The following is a 17,673-nucleotide window of genomic DNA, read 5'->3' on the forward strand; positions in this document are numbered from 1 at the left end:
GTGTCGAGTTTCGAGTCTTGGCGCGATGCGGTGAATTACCGCTTAATCTATCCCCCTCATACACGGCGCCACGGCGCCGTTTCTTTCGCACGGGGATGAACGATGACGATGCATCAGGCGTCGGGCCGATGGAAACTCGGTCTGGCGCTGGCCCTGATCACCGCAGCCTGCTGGGCGACGCTGCCGGTGGCGCTGAAGATCACGCTCGAACGACTCGATCCGATCACGCTGACCTGGGTTCGTTTCCTGGTCGCTGCGCTGGTGCTGGCGCTCTGGCTTGGTATTCGCGGCGGCACGGCGGTGTTCGCCACGCTCGATCGCCGCCGCTGGATGCTGCTGACGGTCGCTGCGCTGATGCTTATCGGCAATTACGTGTTCTACCTGCTCGGCGTGCAGCACACCTCACCGGCGAATGCGCAGCTGCTGATCCAGCTCGCGCCCCTGCTGATGGCGCTGGGCGGCATCTTCGTTTTCCGCGAATCCTACCGGCCGGGACAATGGCTGGGTCTGGCGATCATCGCCGTTGGTCTGGGTCTGTTTTTCGGCGATCAGCTGCGCGCTACCGCGCAGACAGGGCAGGGCTACCTGCTGGGTTCGGCTTACGTCATCGTCGGCGCAGTGGTCTGGGCGGCGTACGCGCTGATCCAGAAACAACTGCTGCTGCGGCTGTCGTCATCGGCCATTCTTCTCTTCATTTACATGGTCGCCGCCGGTGTGCTGCTGCCATTTTCGCACCCGCGCGAGTTGCTGGCGTTGGATTCAAGACATGCGCTGCTGCTGGCGTATTGCGCGATCAATACCCTGGTCGCGTACGGTGCATTTGCCGAAGCGCTGGCGCATTGGCAGGCTTCGCGGGTATCGGCGGTTCTCGCGACCACGCCGCTGCTGTGCCTGGCGACGGTGGCATTGGTACACGCATTCGCTCCGGCCAGCATCGCCGCCGAACACGTCGCGCTGTTCGGCTATGCCGGCGCCGCGCTGGTGGTGATCGGCTCGACGATGAGCAGTCTGTTGGGCAACAAACCTGAGGTGATCGAATGAGCCAAACCAGTCCGCCGATCTTCGCCGATATCCTCGCCGCCGCCGCGCGCATCGCGCCGCATGCGCATGTCACGCCGGTGCTGCGTTCGCGTTCGCTGGACGAACTGGCTGGCGCGCATTTGCATTTCAAGTGCGAAAATTTCCAGCGCATGGGCGCCTTCAAATTTCGCGGCGCCTGCAATGCCGTGTGGTCGCTCAGCGATGCCGAGGCGGCGGCCGGAGTGGTCACGCATTCCTCCGGCAATCACGGCGCGGCATTGGCCCTGGCCGCGCACACGCGCGGCATCGCTGCGCACGTGGTGGTGCCGGCAGGTGCGGTCGCGGTGAAAATCGCGGCGATCAAGGCCTACGGGGCGACCGTGCACGAATGCGCGCCAACCATGGCCGCACGCGATGCGATGGCCGCCGAACTGCAGACGAAACTCGGCGCGCGGCTCGTGCATCCGTTTACCGATCCGGCGGTGATCGCTGGCCAGGGTACGGCCGCGCTGGAATTGCTCAAGCAGGCCGGCGAACTGGATATCGTGCTGACGCCGGTTGGTGGCGGCGGCCTGATCGGCGGCACCGCGATCGCGGTCGCCGGCATCGCGGCGGACACGCGCGTGCTTGGTGCCGAGCCCGAAGGCGCCGCCGATGCCTACGAATCGCTGCGTCGCGGCGAGCGCGTCACTGATCTGAAAGCCGATACGGTCAGCGACGGCCTGCGCGGGGTGATCGGCGAGATAAATTTCGATCTTCTACGCGCGCATCGCGTCGAGGTATTGCTGGTCAGCGATGCGGAAACGCTGGCGGCGATGCGCCTGATCTGGTCGCGACTCAAGATTCTGGCCGAGCCTTCCGCCGCGACCGCGCTCGCGGCCGTGCTGCGCCATCGCGAACGCTTCGCCGGCCGGCGCGTCGGCCTGATCGTCTCCGGTGGCAATGCCGATCTGGAGCAGTTGCTGCGCTGAGCGCTGCGCGACCGTTGTGCTGGATCCTGCCGCATGTTTGACTGATCGCCGTACGTCGGCCGGACTCCGGAACGAGATCGACGCGAACGAATTTCCGGATGCAGAAGGATGCATTGCAATGACCGATGAAAACATCGAATGGACGGGTCATCCGTCGCAGTGGCAGAACGCCTGGTGGTTCCTCGCCTGCGTGTTGTTGTTGCCGATTCCGTACGCGCTCTGGCTATGGCTGGTCACGCGCAACACCGTCTACACGCTCACCGATCAGCGCCTGAAGTTCACCCGCGGCGTGTTCAACAAGACCACCGAGGACTTGGAGCTGTATCGCGTGCGCGACAGCAAGTTCCAGCAGAATTTCTTCGAGCGCATGTTTGGCCTCGGCGAAATCATCCTCTACACCACCGATGCCAGCACGCCGGTGATCAATCTGACCTTCATCCCCGATGCCGAAAGCGTGCGCGAGAAAATCCGCGTCCTGGTCGAAGCCCGCCGCGACGCCAAGCGCGTGCGTTCGCTCGATATCGGTGGCGAGGAGCCGGGCTTGCATTGATGGTTGCATGTAGGAGCGATGGCAATCGCGACTGCTCGGCATGCGGCATCAGTCGCGATTGCCATCGCTCCTACAAGGCAGAAGCGTCACCGCCGCCGCAACGGAATCCGGTCGGCGGGAAAACTGGCGATATCGGCGCTGCCTTCGCGGCGGGGCGCGCCGGGTTCGGGTGACCAGGCCATCGCGGTGATCACTTCCCAACTGCTGGGTAGCAGGCCGTTGCGGCGTTCGCTTTCATACGCCTGCAGCATGGCCGCGTGCCTTGCTTTGCCGCCCAGCCCACGTGGACGCTGCGGGCGGGCATCGTTGGCGCCGATAGCGCGCAATTCCTGCAACAGGCCGCGGACATCGGCATAGGTCAGCGTGAACACATCGCGATCGAGTACCGGATTGCGGAAACCCGCGGCGATCATCGCGTCGCCAACCTGCTGGATCGCTGCGAACGGCGACAGCGGCGGATGTTTTTCACCGGCGGCGAGATAGGCCTCGCGCAATTCGATCAAGGTGTCGGGCCCGAACGTCGAGAACACCAGCAAACCCTGCGGCTGCAGCACGCGCCGGAATTCCGCCAGCGCCACTGGCAGGTCGGGCACCCACTGCAGGCAGAGACTGGAAAAGATCAGGTCGACGCTGCCGTCGACCAGCGGCAGCTGCGATGCTTCCGCGCAGATGCGTTTGATCGGTCGCCAGAACCGGGTCTGCTTCGGCACTTGCCGCAGCATTGGCAGCGCAAGATCGAGCGCGACCACTTCCGCGCCCGGCCATTTTTTTTTCATCGCCGCGCTGGCATGGCCCGGGCCGCAGCCGATGTCGAGGATGCGCGCCGGCTTTTTTTCCTCAAGCACGTCGAGTTGTTCGAGCAGTCTCGTTTCCACTTCCCGCTGCAACACCGCGACTTCGGCATAGCCGGCGGCGGCGCGGCCGAAGCTGCGCTTGAGCCGGTGCAGGTCGAAACCGCGTGGGCGCAGCGGCGTGCTCACGCCGGCAGCGACAGCGAAAACGCCTCGATCGCGTCGGCGACTTCATCGGCATGACTGAGGAAGGGCGCATGCCCGCCGTGTTCGATCTGCACGAACTGCGACTGTGGCGTGAGTGCGACCGCGGCTTTCATCGACGCCGGCGATACGAGCCTGTCGCGGCGGCCGGCGATCCACAGGCTCGGTACCGACAGCACTGGCAAGCCCGCGCGCAGATCGCTGTCCTGCAGGCGCGCCAGGCCTTCACGCAGCACCTGCTGCGGCGGCTCGCCGAAGGCGTAAACAATCTCGCGCAACTGCCGCAATTCGTCGCGGACGTGATCGGAGCCCTGCGCTTCCAGCATCAGGAAGCGATCGAGCGTGGTGCGGTAATCCCTTTCCAGATGTTCGGCAAAGCCTGCGAACAGCGCCGGATCCATGCCGCCATCCCAACCGTCGCCGCGCACGAAACGCGGCGTCGATGCCAGCATGATCAAGCCGCGCAATGAATCTGGCAGTTGCTGCGCGCCCTGCAACGCCACCAATCCGCCCAGCGACCAGCCCAGCCAGAGTGCCGGCGGCGTTTCGCTGGCGATTTGCGTGGCCATGCGCGCCAGTTCCAAGGGCAACAGACTGTCGCGACTACGGCCGTGCCCGGGCATGTCGACGATGTGCAGCGTGTAGCGTTCGCGCAGACGTTCGACCAGCGGCGCGAACACACCGCCATGCATCGCCCAGCCATGAATCATCACCAGCGCAGGGCCGGTGCCAACGGTTTCGATATACATGTCAGGGAGAGGCCGCGTGCGATCGGAGTGCGGCGATTATCGCATCCACCTGTGACCACCGTCTGCGCATCTCGCGCCGTCCAAACCACCACGAGGGCCGCATGCGCGCATGCCAACCCTGCGCGCGCGCATGGATCCGCGCGCACAGCCACTGGTGATCGAAACCCTCCCAGACACCGGCCGATGCCGCCAAGTTGTACGCCAGCACCGGATGCACGTCCTCGAACAACAACTGCGCGAGTTCGTCGCGGCTGAACGGCGCCGCCGCCAATACGCGTGCGCATGGCGCGATCAGGGCATCGATGTCGGTGTCGAGATACAGGTCCGACAAAGCAATCCAGACCCGCTCGCGCGCGGTCTCGTGCATACCGCCCGGCTCAGGCTTCGGCGGTGTGCGGGTGATTGCAGATGATGGTCAGCGCCGACACCAGAGCATCGATTTCATGCTCGCTGTGTGCAGCGGTGATGGTGATGCGCAGGCGCGACTGGCCATCGGGCACGGTCGGCGGGCGGATCGCGCTGACCAGGAAACCCTGGCTTTCTAGACGACGCGACACCGCCAGCGTGCGCGCGTTGTCGCCAAACACCAGCGGCTGGATCGGCGTGTACGACTCGGCCAAGGGCAGGCCGGCACCCAGTGCGCCACGACGAAAACGCGCCACCAGCGAAGCGAGTTTGGCGCGCCGCCAGGCTTCGCCGCGAATGAGTTTGAGCGAGGCGCGCATCGCCGCGGCCATGCCTGGCGCAGGCGCGGTGGTGAACAGATACGGGCGCGCGGTTTCAGCGATATGGCCGATCAAGGCCTCGCTACCGAGCAGCATCGCGCCCTGGCCTCCGAAAGCCTTTCCGAACGGCAGCACCAGCAGCGGGACGTCCTTCGCGGTGAGATTGGCGACGGCGGTGCTGCCGCGGCCGTCGGGGCCGATCACGCCGATGCCGTGGGCGTCGTCGACGTAGAACGTCGCATCCTGCGAACGCGCCAGCAGCGCGAGGTCGCGCAGCGGCGCGAGATCGCCATCCATGCTGAACACGCCATCGGTGGCGAGCATCGCGGCGCCGTCGCGATGGCTTTGCAGCTGCCGCATCGCCGCCTCGACATCGCGATGCGGATAACGCTTGAGTTCGCAGAAGGCCAGACGCGCGCCATCGAGCAGGCAGGCGTGGTTGAGCTTGTCCTGTACGCAGACATCGCCGGGCTCGAGCAGCGATTGCATCACCGCGAGATTGGCCAGGTAGCCGCTACCGAACAGCAGGCCGCGCGGATAACCCATCCATTCCGCGCATTCGCTTTCGAGCGCAGCGTGTTCGGCGTTGTGGCCGCTGACCAGCGCCGAGGCGCTGCTGCCGACGCCATACCAGGCCGCGGCCTGCTGCATCGCCGCGATCACGTCGAGATGCTGGGAAAGACCGAGGTAATCGTTGCTGCAGAAATTGAGCAGGTCGTTGCCGTCGACCTTGATGCGCATGCCTTCACGCGCCTGCACCACGCGCCGCGTGCGCACCGATTCACTGGCGATCCGCTCGGCACGGGCGGCGGCAACGCGATCGCTGAGGCGCTGGCGGATCATGCTCTGCTCAGGCAGCGCAGGTATGGGGCTTGTCGTCGGCGCAGGCCGGCGATATTTCCGACTGCAGCACGTCGGCATGCACGGTGCGCGCGCCGTGATCATGCGGCGTCTGCGTCACCTGCATCGGCACCAGGCCCAGGCGCACGAACAGCGCCTGGTCGGCTTCGACATCGGGATTGCCGGTGGTCAGCAATTTCTCGCCGTAGAAAATCGAGTTGGCGCCGGCGAGGAAACACATCGCCTGCAACTCTTCGCTCATCTCGGCGCGACCGGCGGACAGGCGCACCACCGACTGCGGCATGATCACGCGCGCCACGGCGATCGTGCGCACGAACTCGAACGGATCGAGCAACGCGGTGCCATGCAGCGGCGTGCCTTCGACCTGCACGAGACGATTGATCGGCACCGAGCCGGGATGTTCGGGAAGATTGGCCAGCGTCTGCAGCAGGCCGGCGCGCTGTTCGCGCGACTCGCCCATGCCGACGATGCCGCCGCAGCAGGTTTTCAGGCCGACGTTGCGCACGTGTTCGAGCGTGTCGAGGCGGTCCTGGTACTCGCGGGTCTTGATGACGTCGCCGTAGAAATCCGGCGCGGTGTCGAGGTTGTGGTTGTAGTAGTCGAGGCCAGCGCTCTTGAGCGTGCTGGCCTGGTCGCCGTTGAGCATGCCCAGCGTGGCGCAGGCTTCGAGACCGAGCGCTTTCACCGCGCTGACCATCTCGGCGACCTTGGCGACATCGCGGTCCTTCGGCGAGCGCCAGGCGGCGCCCATGCAAAAGCGCGAGGCGCCAGCATCTTTCGCCTGCTGCGCCTTGGCGACGACTTCATCGAGTGTGAGCAGTTTGTGCGCCTTGACGCCGGTGTTGTAGCGCGCGGCCTGCGGGCAATAGGCGCAGTCCTCGGGGCAGCCGCCGGTCTTGATCGACAGCAGGGTCGAGACCTGGACTTCGCGCGGATCGAAATTTTCGCGGTGCGCGGTGGCGGCGCGATGCATGAGGTCGGGGAAAGGCAGCGCGAGCAGCGCCAGCACTTCGTCCCGGGACCAGTCATGACGGAGGACTGCAGGCATGGGGGGGTTCCGACAGCGGCCAAAATGGCGAGCAGGCAGTCTGGTGAGCCGCCCCAGTCCTGTCAACACGAACACCATGGCGAAACTTGCGAGCTGGATCACGCAATGCAGCTTTGCTCTGCTGGCCTCGCGCTGTCTGGTCTGTGGCGAGCGCGGTAGCGCGACACGCGATCTGTGCCCGGCCTGCGCCGCCGCCCTGCCCTGGAATCGTCGGGCTTGTGATCGCTGCGGCCTGCCCTTGCCGGGTTCGGACGCTCTCTGTGGCGCCTGTCTGCTGACGCCGCCGCCGTTTGCGCAGACCCGTGCCGCCTTCATTTATGCCGCGCCTGTCGATCGCCTGTTGCCGCGCTTCAAGTTTCACGGCGATCTTGCCGCCGGTGCCTTGCTGGCCGAACTCATGGCAAGCCGGTTGCTCGATGCCGAGCGACCGCAGGGTTTGGTGCCGGTGCCCTTGCATCGTCAGCGCCTGCGTCAGCGCGGTTACGACCAGGCGCTGGAGTTGGCCAAGGGACTTGCCGCGGCGCTTGATCTGCCGATTATCGGAGACGTGCTGCGCCGCGTCGGCGCGACGGCGGCGCAGTCGGAGCTCGACGCCAGCGCGCGGCAACGCAACGTCCGCGGCGCATTCACGTGCCGGCGCGATGTACTGCCCGCGCATGTCGCGCTGGTCGACGACGTGATGACCACCGGCGCCACCGTCCGCGAATGCGCACTCACGCTGCGCCGCGCCGGCGTCGCGCGTATCGATGTCTGGGCGGTCGCGCGTGCTCCGTAGGAGCGCTCATGAGCGCGACTTGCGCAAATCGCCGTGCCGTCAACCGATGTCGTCAATGGGGAATCGCGAGCGGGACCGCGATTCGCGCAAATGGCGACAGCGTCGATCAAATTACGCCGCCGCAACCGCTGGCTTCATCAGCAACGCCAGCGCAATCCCCGCGAACACCAGCATCCCGACCCATTGGTTGTTGATGAAGGCGGCGAAGCAATGTTCGCGACTGCGATCACGCGCCTGCGCGAATTGCCAGACGATGAAGCCGGCAGCAACGGTCAGGCCGACGTAATAATTCAAGCCCAACTCGGCGCGCGAACCAACCAGGATCATGGTGACGAGGAAGCCGCCGTAGATCACGCCCTGGGCGATGAGATCGGCATCGCCGAACAGAATCGCGGTGGATTTCGCGCCGGCGCGCAGGTCGTCTTCGCGGTCGACCATCGCGTACCAGGTGTCGTAACCCGTGGTCCACAGCAGGTTGCCGAGAAACAGCAGCCAGGCCAGCGGCGGCACCCAGCCCTGCACGGCCGCGAACGCCATCGGAATGCCCCAGCCGAACGCCAGGCCCAGATATACCTGCGGCAGATAGGTGTAGCGCTTGAGGAAGGGATAGCTGGCGGCGAGAAACGCGCCGGCGACGCTGAGATAAATCGTCAGCCAATTGGTGAAGGTCACCAGCGTGAACGCGACCAGCATCATCAGCACGAAGACAATCAATGCTTCGCGCGGCGACACCGCACCGCTGGCCAGTGGCCGCGTCCGCGTGCGCTCGACCTGCGGATCCAGCCAGCGATCGGCGTAGTCGTTGATCACGCAGCCGGCCGAGCGCGTCAACCAGACGCCGACGCTGAAGATCAGCAGTATTTTCAGCGGCGGCATTCCATCCGCCGCCAGCCACAGCGCCCACCAGGTCGGCCACAGCAGCAGCAGCGTGCCGACCGGGCGATCGCCGCGGATCAGCAGCCAGTAGTGCGGCAGGCGTTCGCGCCAGTCGAAATGCGGCGCCGGCGGGGTCGGGACGTCGGTCATCGCGCTAGCCTAACAAAGCCCGGCAAACTTCCTGCACATTGCATTCGCCCCGCGGCGACCGCATCGTGATCCTGTCACCCGGAGGAGTCGCAATGAACGCAGGACAAGGTTCGACCGGCAATGTCATCGCCGCCGTCTGCAGTTTCTTCATTCCTGGCCTCGGCCAGCTTGTCCAGGGTCGCCTGTTCAAGGCGCTGGTCATGTTCTGCCTGGCCAGCGTGTTGTGGATCGTGTTGATGGGCTGGCTGGTGCACCTGTGGTCGATCATCGACGCTGCCATGTTCACGCCCGTACAGCTCAGGCCGGCCGGTCGCGGGGCCTGATGTACAATGCCCGCCGCCGCGGTTCGCTGCGGCGACGGGCCGTACAGCCCGGCCGGAATGATTCCGGCGCCAGTCTCGCCAGAGTTTCCAATACGCGCCCGTAGCTCAGCTGGATAGAGCACCACCCTCCGAAGGTGGGGGTCACAGGTTCGACTCCTGTCGGGCGCGCCACTCATGCCGAGCTTCGTCGGAGCGGGCATGACGAAGTTTGCCGCGGCGGAAACTACACCTAAGCCCATAAGCTTGCGTTGATCAGACCGCGGCAGAAGCTACGGCCAATCTCATACGCTTGCATTGACGAGAAACGAGTCCCAGCCGCGCGCAAGTCGCGCTCATGAGCGCTCTCAGGGGAGTTCCGCGACTTGCGTAAGTCGCGGTCATGCCCGCTCCTACAGCGCCATCCCCGGCGGCGCATGCAAGGCAATCAAGGTTTCCAGCGCACCATGCTCGTGCAGTTCGCGCACGGTGCTGACGAAGTCACGGTCGGCGCCGAGGTAGGCGCTTTGCAGGGCCGCACGTTCGTCGGCGCTGATGTCGGGGGCGTCGGCGGTGGCGGCGGATTTGTAGCGGAAGCGCAGCAGCAGCACGCCGGGCGCCGGTTCTTCCAGGCTCACCAGTTTGCTCGCGCCGGCCAGCGCTTCCGGTGCCTCGACGATCTGTTCGAAGCCCGCGCCCATCGCTGAAAACAGCAGACGCTCGCGCACGATGATCTGGCCGCGGCGGGTTTCGCGTCGGACTTGTCCCGGTGCAAGGAAGTCGATCTCGGCGCCATCGAGGCCCTCGTCGAAAATCTGCGGGCGCAGCACCAGCAAGGCCAGCGCATCGGCGACTTCCTGGCGCGGAATCACCGGCACGTCCGGGCTGCGTGGGTCGTTGACGATGACGATGTGTTCGAAATCCATGGCGAATCCGGAAAGTGCGTGCCTCGGGATTCTTGGCCCGGCGTCGTGGAATAGCAATGCATCGTGGCCTCGTGTTGTGGATCGATCAGGCGGCGACCGGGCGCACAATGCCCGGGTCCTTTCCCGGCCGGAGCCCGACATGACGACTACCCGCGATTTCCCTGCCCTCGCCAAACGCTGGCTGGGCGCGCGCGCCGATCAGGCCAGCGAACTCGAACGCGTCGTGCTCGAGCGCGTGCAGCAGCGCCAGATCGTCAGCCGCGACATGACTGCGGATATCAGGGAAATGAGTTTCGGCGATCGCATCGCCGACCGTGTTGCGAGTTTCGGCGGCTCCTGGACTTTCATCCTGATGTTCATCGCCTTCCTGGTGCTGTGGACCGCGATCAACACGCATTGGCTGCTCAATCAGCCGGTCGATCCCTTCCCTTACATCTTCCTAAACCTGTTGCTGTCGATGGTCGCGGCGTTGCAGGCGCCGGTGATCATGATGAGCCAGAACCGGCAAAGCGCCCGCGACCGCGCGATGGCCGAGCACGATTACGAGGTCAACCTCAAAGCCGAAATCGAGATCATGGCCCTGCACGAAAAACTCGAGGCGATGCGCGCCGAGCAGCTGGAGGCGATCCTCGCCGGACAGCAGCAACAGTTGAAGATGATCACCGAACTGATGCAGAGCCGTGGCGCGACGCCGTCGTAGGAGCCAGCTTGCTGGCGGCAGGAGATGACTTGATCCACGCAAGCAGGTGAGCTTGGGATAGTTGCTGCCGGGGTAATGACCGTCGCAAACAGACGGGTGAAGGGTAGTCTCTGCTTAGGTAGGCTTGGTCGCCAGCAAGCTGGCTCCTACGGGCATCAGCTTGTCGCCGGCAAGCTGGCTCCTACGACGATGTCAGCATCGCGATAAACGCCTTCGTGAACGCATGCACGTCGCCGGGCCAGCGCGCGGAGACATAATTTCCGTCGCGAACCACCCAGGCAGCGCGGTCGTCATCGATGCGGTCGCGGAACAACCCGCTGCGTTTCCGGAACCCTTGCGGTGCGGCGTCGGTGACATCGCAAAAATCCTCCGGTCGCGCCAGCGCGCGCGTGACTTCCGCCTGCACGCTCATGAAACCGGCAGGCTGTTTTTCGCCGTCGGGATAGGTGCGGTAATACGCCGGATCCCAGAAGCGTCCGAACCAGCGCGTGGCATCCCAGGCTTTTTTCTCCAGCGCCCAGGTCAGCGCGGTCGTACGTCGACCATGCAGCACCGAGTGACCCGTGCCTGGGTTGCGACTACGCGCCAGCACCAGCACGCCGTGGCAGATCGCTGCGACCGGCCGCGCGGCGGCGAACGCGGCGACGGCGAGTTGCTGCACCTGCGCGCTCTCCAGGTATTCGCGCATGCCGCGGGCGCGGTGGCCGCCGGGAAACAGCACGCCATCGATACCCTGCATGCCGTTTGCCAGCATCAGTGCATACGATTGCGGTGCGCGAAATTCCGGCGCGGCGAGCAATTTTTGGTAGGCCGCGCGCGCATCGGCATTCGCGCGCAGGCTCAGGCCGAGCAGACGGATTTTTTTCAGGCCGGGAATCCAACCCCAGGGGTCGAGACCTTCGCCCGTGAGCATCAGGTCGTCGGCGCTGGCCGCAGCGCCATCCGGCGTCGCGAACACCACGTGCATTCCCGCCGCGCGCAGCATCTGCCAGGGCACCGCGACTTCACTGGGGTCGAAATCGCGGCGCGGCAACGGGATCAATACCGTGCGTGTTTTCGCAGCAGCGGACGACTCAGTGGTAATCGGCGCTCTCCACCCGCCAGCTGCCATCGTCATTACGCGCGAAGGTGAACTCGCCTTGGTAGGAATCCTTATCGCCGATCTTCACCGAATCGAAGCGCTGCTCGGTGCCGTGGCGCGACAGGGCGGCCGCGGCGGCGAGGGTGATTTTTTCCAGCAGCGAATCAGCGCGGCGCTTTTCCTTTTCCTGTGTAGCGCGTTCTTCGCTCTTGAGCGCGGCGACGATGGTGGCGCCGTCGGCGGTATAGGCGAAATCGAAGTCGGCATGCGCGGCGTACAGCGTGCGCTTGTCGTCGGTAACGCGTTTGATGTCGCGGAAGCGGAAATTTTCCGCGACCATGAACTGCATCGGATAGGCCTCGGCAGCGCCGACATGCGCGGTGATCGCCTTGCTCATCGCATCTTCGCTGGGCCGGAACGTACAGGCGGCAAGCAACACGACGACCAGCAACATCAGAATCGGCAACAGGCGGCGCATGGGCAACTCCTTTTCGATACGGCAATCTGCATCATCGCGCGAATCAGCTTCTGGTCAACGCGAGCACGCGGCCTTGGGTGCGGTTTCTGTTGAAGCCTGATCAACGCAAGCCTATGAGCTTGGGTGTAGTTTCTGCCGCGGCAAACTTGGCCATGCCCGCTCCTACGGTTTCCGGGAGTCGAGAATCAGCTGCGCGAGATAGCCGTCGCCTTTCTCGATCAATTCCACCGGCGTGTACTGGAAGCCCGAGCTCACCATCGCTTCGCCGACGCACCATTCGCGCTGGTCGCGGGTCAGGGCGCGGCCGCCGCTGGCGACAGCCTGCAGGATATGCGTTGTCGGGACGTGGCTTTCCGGCTCGACCATCGGCGCGCCGGCAGCCACGGCTTTCACGCTCTGGTTTTTCAGCAGATCCAGGCGCGCCAGCGCGACCGCGACCGGATCGCCGCCATCCTGCAACTGCGGCACCGCCGTCGCGAGCGCGCCGAGCAAGGTGTCGCGTTGCGCCATCACCGACAGGCGCTTGCGCTCGTCGGTAATGCGCTGCTCCTTGAGCTCGGCCATGGCTTTTTCCATGTCGTGCAACTCGGTGGTCTGGTCGACCAGCGTCTTGGTGCCTAGCTTGGCCATGACCTTCTTGCTCAGCGTCTCGTACAGCGGCAGATCGCTGAACTTGAGATCGCGGGCCGCGGCCTGCCAGGCCAGCGCCACCTGGTTGGCGGTCTGTGCGCGCTCGCTGCCGACGGGGGCGGCTTCCTCCACAGGCTCCGGCGTTTCGCCAGCGGCGGTTTCAGCGGCACGGACACCGGCCAGTGCTTGGATGCCAGCGTCCAGGCGATCGCAGAGCTCGGTCTTGTGGAAGTCGCGTTGCGCTTTGCGCAGCTCGATCCGGCAGTCGATCAGCAGATTGCGTAAATCCTTCATGCCGGCATTGTAGTGCCGATTGCGCCGGCGCCGACGGCCTGCCCCGGCTCAGGGCGTGAGCAGGAAATACAGCAGGTTGTTCTGGAAATACGGGTTGGCGGTCAGGCGCTCGTGGGTTTCACAGAGAAAAAAGGTCTGCGCGATCGGCAGCGGCTGGAAATCCGCAGACGCAGTCGCGTGCGCACCGGGTAGGCGGCCTACCTGCGAGCTGCGCGTCACCAGCCCGTCGCCGGGATCGGCGAGCAGGCGTTCGTAGTCGATGCGGTCGACGCTGCGGTGACCGTCGTGTTTCTTGCCCGGTTCGCCGATCCGGCTCGGTGCGGTTTCTGCGGGTCGAAACACCAACTTCGATCCCGCCGGATCCTCGACCAGCATCGCCCGCGCCGCGGTCATGCGGCAATCGCCGCCGAAGGTAGCGATATCGACGGTGCTGGCCGGAACCGGGGCGGTCAAGGCCAGTTGGAAACGCCGCGCGCGATGCAGGTTATGCACGAATGTCGCCTGCAGGTCCGCCACGGATTTGTCGCCGGCCTCGGGCGTGGTGCTGGCGGCGCGCACGCGCGCGATCACTTCCGGCGAGTACACCGACCAATGCCGCGCCTGCCACATCGCCGGGTCGTAGATATCGATGTCGAGCGGATTGCCGTCGGTATCGACGATCGATTTGACCATCGGATGCGGCAATGCCTCGAACGGCGTCACCAGCGTCGCCATCACTTCCACCGGCACCGTGCGCACGGCCAAGCGCATGCCATACATCAGGCGCTCGACGCTTTTGACCGAGCCGAGGTTGGGCGTGCCGAGCATGATCAGGCGGCGGATGCGCTGGTCGCCTTCGTGCCAGGGCGTGAACTGCTTGTCCTCGAGCACGTCGCGCGGCCCGTAGCGCAGGTAGTAGTTGGCGATCAGGCCACCGTTGCTGTGCGCGATGATGTCCACGCGCAGTTTCGGGTCGTGGTAGTCGACGCGGATCTGTTCGATCAGCGCATGCAGTTCGCGCACCGATTCGGTGTTGTCCTTGCGCCAGTCGTAAGTGAACACGTAGTAGTGCCGGCGCGCGTTGCCAGTGCCGGCCGGTTGCCCGGGGACGCCGCGATGGAACTGCCCGACCTTCTCGAGACTGTCGAGCAATGCCTCATAGAAGTCGACGCCGGCGATGCCGTAGAAAAGATCGCCGGCGACCAGGCCTCCGCCATCGCTGCTGTCCATTTTCGTCAGGTCGCGATAATCGCTGAACGCGAGCGTGCTCAAGCCACCGGGCCAGATCTGTTTGCCGGTCTTGGCATCGATCAGCGTCGAGCCCATCAGGCCCGGAATCAGAATCACCGGCGGCTGATCGGGATTCTCCACGCTGTTGGCGTAGAGGCGGGCGAGATCGGGCTTGTCGGTGGCGTCGACCGTGCCGTTCAGTCCGAGCGAAAGCAAGACCAGCAGGCCGGCGCGCAACAGCCAGGACAGGGGCGCAGGAGAGGCGCTCATGGATATCCTCATTCACGAAAGTGGCGCAGTGTGTCGATCCGCGATCGCGATCGACACTGCCACAAGTCAATAGGGTGTGCGGTTATCGGCATGCGCGCAAGCCGTACGCGCGGGTGTGGTGGTGTGGCACTCCCCACGCAGGAGCGCGCACGACCGCGATTTTCTCCAGTTGCGATACAGCCGAAGCAAATCGCGCTCATGAGCGCCCCTACGGCTTACGAAGCAGCGACCGCCTCGGCCAGCGCCGGATAATCGGAATATCCCGCCGCGCCCGGCGTATACAGCGTCGCCGGATCGAAGGCCGACAAAGGCGCGTCCTCGCGCAAACGCCGCGCGAGATCCGGGTTGCCGAGGAATGGCCGACCAAACGCGATCACATCGGCGAGGCCGGCCGCGAGATCGGTTTCGGCGCGGTCGCGGTCGTAGTCGCCGGCAAGGATCAACACGCCCTCGAAGGCCGCGCGAACCCTGCGCACAAATGCCGCTGGCACCGCGCCCGGTGTCGCGATCAGGTGCAGGTAACCGATGCGACGCTTGGAAAGTTCGGCGACGAGCGCGAGGAATTCCTCTTCTTCGCCTTCGTAATTCGCGGCGAGATCGTTGAACGGATTGAACGGCGACACGCGCACACCGACGCGGTCGCGACCAATCGCCGCGATGCTGTCGTCGATGAGCTCAAGCAGGAAGCGACGGCGGTTTTCCGCCGAACCGCCATAGCCGTCACTGCGGACGTTGCTCTTCGGATTCAGGAATTGCCCGGGCAAGTAACCGTTCGCGGCGTGGATTTCCACACCATCGAGGCCGGCGCCGATCGCCAGCTGCGCCGCATGCACATAGTCGCCGCGGACGCGCGCGATGTCGTCGCCGTCCATCGCTTTTGGCACGGGATGCGATTGCATGCCGGCGCTGTCGGTCCACATCTGGCCGGCCACCGCCACCGCCGAGGGTGCGATCAACTGCGCGCCTTCCGGCAGATTGAGCGAATGACCGACGCGACCGGTGTGCATCAACTGCACCACGAGTTTGGCGCCGCGCGCATGCACGGCATCGGCGATCTTCTGCCAACCGGCTGCCTGCGTGTCGTTGAACAGGCCCGGGATGCGCGCATAGCCGAGACCATCGGGCGAAGGCGAGGTGCCTTCGGTGATGATCAGGCCGGCATCGGCGCGCTGCGCGTAGTAATCGCGCATCACGTCATTGGGAACATTGCCGAGCGCGCGCGAGCGCGTCATCGGCGCCATCGCGATGCGGTTGTTGAGCGTGAGCGCGGCATGCGGCAGCGGCTGGAACAGGCGGTCAGTGCGGGTCATGGCGAATCTCCTTGGACAGACCCCTGAACTGGGCATGCGGCGGGCACGGCCCAAGCCCCGGCGGCACGATGCAGTGTTGCGCGCATGGGATGACACTGATTCGCAGGAGCGGTCATGACCGCGATTTGCCAATCGATGGCGCCACAACTTGAAAGAATCGCGGCTCACGCCGCTCCTACGGCGTCACGAATTCACCATCGAGATAGAACCAGCGCCCATCCTCGCGCAGGAAGCGACTGACCTCGTGCAATCGCACCGCGCTGTCGCCACCGATGCGATAGCGCGCGACGAACTCCACGGTCACGGTGTTGTCGTTTTCGCGCGCATGCCGTCGCACCTCCAGGCCCAGCCACGTCGTCTTCGTGTCCAGCGCCAATGTCGCAAGCGCGGGCCGCGTGTCCGGGTGCCAGGTCGCGAGCAGGTAGTCGCCCAAGCCCAGCACATAGGCGCTGTAGCGCGAGCGCATCAGCGTCTCGGCATCCGGTGCCGGCGCGCCACGATGCCAGCGCGCACAACAATCAGCGTAGGCGAGCGCATTGCCGCAGGGGCAGGGCGGGGGCGACTTTCCGGAGGATTTCATCGCGAAAGATTAACCCGCTTCAGCCGCAGAACACCGATCATCGCCAGTCTCAAACGCCGCGACGCACAGCATCGATCCTGCCGTCATGTCCGAATCCGACTCCAAGCCGGCCCGCATCAAAGGCCGTGGCAGCGCCAGCAATCCCGAGGGCCGCTTCGAGCTGACCACACGCGTGGATTTCGACGACGGCTGGTATGCCGATGGCGAGCCGCTCGCGCCGCCGCGCACCGAAGTCACGATCGAGCGCGCGCGCAGCATCATCAGCACGAACCAATCGCCGGACGTGCCTTTCGATCAATCGATCAACGCCTATCGCGGTTGCGAGCATGGCTGCGCCTACTGCTATGCGCGGCCGACGCATGCCTATCTCAACCTGTCGCCGGGCCTGGATTTCGAGACGAAGCTCTACGCCAAGACCAACGCTGCCGAACAATTGCGTGTCGAGCTGGCCAAGCCCGGTTACGTCTGCCGGCCAATCAATCTCGGCGCCAACACCGACCCCTATCAACCCATCGAGCGCCGTTACCGCATCACCCGCGAGATCCTCGAGGTGCTGCTGGAAACAAGGCACCCGTGCACCATCATCACCAAGAACGCGCTGATCGAGCGCGACCTCGACCTGCTCGCGGAGATGGCGAAGCACGATCTCGTGCAGGCGTTCGTCTCGATCACCTCGCTGGACAACAAACTGTCGTCGCGCCTGGAGCCGCGCGCGAGCGCGCCACACCGGCGCATTGCTGCGGTCGCCGCGCTCAATGCCGCCGGCGTGCCCTGCGGCGTGATGGTCGCGCCGATCATTCCGGCGCTCACCGACAACCATCTGGAAAACATCCTCGAACGCGCCGCCGCAGCCGGCGCGAAAATCGCCGGCTACACCGTGATCCGCCTGCCGTACGAACTCAAGCAGTTGTGGGAGGAATGGCTGCAGCAGCACTATCCCGAACGCGCCGAGCACGTGCTGAGCCTGATCCGGCAGATGCGTGGCGGCAAGGACAACGACGCCCGCTTCGGCACGCGCATGAAAGGCGAGGGTGTGTTCGCCGATCTGATCCGTACGCGCTTTCTCGCCGCCTCGCGCGCACATGGCATCCGCGGTCGCGGCGGCATTGCGCTCGACACCAGCAGTTTCCAGCCGCCGCGAAAACCGACGCCGCAGGGTGAGCTCTTCCCGTAGGA

General features: G+C 65.1%; 20 protein-coding genes and 1 tRNA gene. 8 read left to right on the forward strand and 13 right to left on the reverse strand.

Features of this window, described 5'->3' with window-relative positions; translation table 11 throughout:
- Positions 1-102 precede the first annotated feature (102 nt).
- From VKM35_RS10885 to VKM35_RS10895, 3 genes are all read left to right on the forward strand, one after another.
- Positions 103-1,041, forward strand: a complete 939-nt coding sequence (locus VKM35_RS10885) for a DMT family transporter (RefSeq protein WP_324321044.1) — start codon at positions 103-105, stop codon at positions 1,039-1,041.
- A complete protein-coding gene (locus VKM35_RS10890; RefSeq protein WP_324321045.1) occupies positions 1,038-1,991 on the forward strand; it encodes a pyridoxal-phosphate dependent enzyme in 954 nt (317 codons plus the stop codon). Before VKM35_RS10885 ends, VKM35_RS10890 begins: the two co-directional genes overlap by 4 nt.
- A gap of 118 nt (positions 1,992-2,109) precedes the next feature.
- Positions 2,110-2,541: a PH domain-containing protein gene (locus tag VKM35_RS10895; protein ID WP_324321046.1), complete on the forward strand. Its 432-nt coding sequence runs from the start codon at positions 2,110-2,112 to the stop codon at positions 2,539-2,541.
- Between the two features lie 86 nt (positions 2,542-2,627).
- Here the strand turns inward: VKM35_RS10895 and bioC are convergent, their stop codons facing one another.
- Genes bioC through bioB form a run of 5 tightly spaced genes read right to left on the reverse strand, consistent with a single transcriptional unit; the run spans position 2,628 to position 6,919 of the window.
- Positions 2,628-3,521: a malonyl-ACP O-methyltransferase BioC gene (bioC, locus tag VKM35_RS10900; RefSeq protein ID WP_324321047.1), complete on the reverse strand. Its 894-nt coding sequence runs from the start codon at positions 3,519-3,521 to the stop codon at positions 2,628-2,630.
- Positions 3,518-4,285, reverse strand: coding sequence for a pimeloyl-ACP methyl ester esterase BioH (gene bioH / locus VKM35_RS10905; protein WP_324321048.1), 768 nt, complete (start codon positions 4,283-4,285; stop codon positions 3,518-3,520). The genes bioC and bioH overlap by 4 nt, the downstream gene beginning before the upstream one ends.
- A gap of 1 nt (position 4,286) precedes the next feature.
- Positions 4,287-4,652, reverse strand: coding sequence for a DUF7079 family protein (locus VKM35_RS10910; protein ID WP_324321049.1), 366 nt, complete (start codon positions 4,650-4,652; stop codon positions 4,287-4,289).
- A gap of 10 nt (positions 4,653-4,662) precedes the next feature.
- The gene (gene bioF, locus VKM35_RS10915; RefSeq protein WP_324321050.1) at positions 4,663-5,853 is read right to left on the reverse strand and encodes an 8-amino-7-oxononanoate synthase; all 1,191 of its coding nucleotides are present in this window, start codon (positions 5,851-5,853) and stop codon (positions 4,663-4,665) included.
- Positions 5,854-5,860: 7 nt separating this feature from the next.
- The gene (bioB, locus tag VKM35_RS10920) at positions 5,861-6,919 is read right to left on the reverse strand and encodes a biotin synthase BioB (protein ID WP_324321051.1); all 1,059 of its coding nucleotides are present in this window, start codon (positions 6,917-6,919) and stop codon (positions 5,861-5,863) included.
- A gap of 43 nt (positions 6,920-6,962) precedes the next feature.
- On the opposite strand from bioB, the gene VKM35_RS10925 reads away from it, so the two are divergent.
- On the forward strand, positions 6,963-7,694 hold the full coding sequence (locus VKM35_RS10925; protein ID WP_414636631.1) for a double zinc ribbon domain-containing protein: 732 nt from the start codon (positions 6,963-6,965) through the stop codon (positions 7,692-7,694).
- Positions 7,695-7,805: 111 nt separating this feature from the next.
- Here VKM35_RS10925 and ubiA read toward each other — a convergent pair whose 3' ends face one another.
- On the reverse strand, positions 7,806-8,720 hold the full coding sequence (gene ubiA / locus VKM35_RS10930) for a 4-hydroxybenzoate octaprenyltransferase (protein WP_324321053.1): 915 nt from the start codon (positions 8,718-8,720) through the stop codon (positions 7,806-7,808).
- Between the two features lie 92 nt (positions 8,721-8,812).
- On the opposite strand from ubiA, the gene VKM35_RS10935 reads away from it, so the two are divergent.
- Together VKM35_RS10935 and VKM35_RS10940 are read left to right on the forward strand one after the other, a co-directional pair.
- Positions 8,813-9,043, forward strand: coding sequence for a hypothetical protein (locus tag VKM35_RS10935; protein ID WP_324321054.1), 231 nt, complete (start codon positions 8,813-8,815; stop codon positions 9,041-9,043).
- Between the two features lie 94 nt (positions 9,044-9,137).
- A tRNA-Arg gene (locus VKM35_RS10940) sits at positions 9,138-9,214 on the forward strand.
- Positions 9,215-9,432: 218 nt separating this feature from the next.
- Here the strand turns inward: VKM35_RS10940 and VKM35_RS10945 are convergent.
- Positions 9,433-9,945: an AtaL-like protein gene (locus VKM35_RS10945; protein WP_324321055.1), complete on the reverse strand. Its 513-nt coding sequence runs from the start codon at positions 9,943-9,945 to the stop codon at positions 9,433-9,435.
- Positions 9,946-10,084: 139 nt separating this feature from the next.
- Here VKM35_RS10945 and VKM35_RS10950 point away from each other — a divergent pair, with 139 nt between their 5' ends.
- On the forward strand, positions 10,085-10,645 hold the full coding sequence (locus tag VKM35_RS10950) for a DUF1003 domain-containing protein (protein ID WP_324321056.1): 561 nt from the start codon (positions 10,085-10,087) through the stop codon (positions 10,643-10,645).
- Between the two features lie 181 nt (positions 10,646-10,826).
- Here VKM35_RS10950 and VKM35_RS10955 read toward each other — a convergent pair whose 3' ends face one another.
- From VKM35_RS10955 to VKM35_RS10980, 6 genes are all read right to left on the reverse strand, one after another.
- On the reverse strand, positions 10,827-11,687 hold the full coding sequence (locus VKM35_RS10955) for a type 1 glutamine amidotransferase domain-containing protein (protein WP_324321057.1): 861 nt from the start codon (positions 11,685-11,687) through the stop codon (positions 10,827-10,829).
- A gap of 31 nt (positions 11,688-11,718) precedes the next feature.
- The gene (locus VKM35_RS10960; protein WP_324321058.1) at positions 11,719-12,204 is read right to left on the reverse strand and encodes a hypothetical protein; all 486 of its coding nucleotides are present in this window, start codon (positions 12,202-12,204) and stop codon (positions 11,719-11,721) included.
- A 162-nt stretch (positions 12,205-12,366) separates the two neighbouring features.
- Complete coding sequence (locus tag VKM35_RS10965; protein ID WP_324321059.1) at positions 12,367-13,128, reverse strand: hypothetical protein; 762 nt, start codon at positions 13,126-13,128, stop codon at positions 12,367-12,369.
- A gap of 48 nt (positions 13,129-13,176) precedes the next feature.
- A complete protein-coding gene (locus tag VKM35_RS10970) occupies positions 13,177-14,607 on the reverse strand; it encodes an esterase/lipase family protein (protein ID WP_324321060.1) in 1,431 nt (476 codons plus the stop codon).
- Between the two features lie 215 nt (positions 14,608-14,822).
- Positions 14,823-15,917, reverse strand: coding sequence for an alkene reductase (locus VKM35_RS10975; protein ID WP_324321061.1), 1,095 nt, complete (start codon positions 15,915-15,917; stop codon positions 14,823-14,825).
- 175 nt (positions 15,918-16,092) lie between these two features.
- Positions 16,093-16,497, reverse strand: a complete 405-nt coding sequence (locus tag VKM35_RS10980) for a YchJ family protein (RefSeq protein WP_324321062.1) — start codon at positions 16,495-16,497, stop codon at positions 16,093-16,095.
- Between the two features lie 85 nt (positions 16,498-16,582).
- On the opposite strand from VKM35_RS10980, the gene VKM35_RS10985 reads away from it, so the two are divergent.
- Entirely contained in the window at positions 16,583-17,671 is a 1,089-nt protein-coding gene (locus VKM35_RS10985) for a PA0069 family radical SAM protein (protein WP_324321063.1), read from the forward strand.
- The last annotated feature ends 2 nt before the right edge of the window (positions 17,672-17,673 follow it).

It is taken from the genome of Arenimonas sp. (genome assembly GCF_035312645.1).
Lineage (GTDB): Bacteria > Pseudomonadota > Gammaproteobacteria > Xanthomonadales > Xanthomonadaceae > Arenimonas.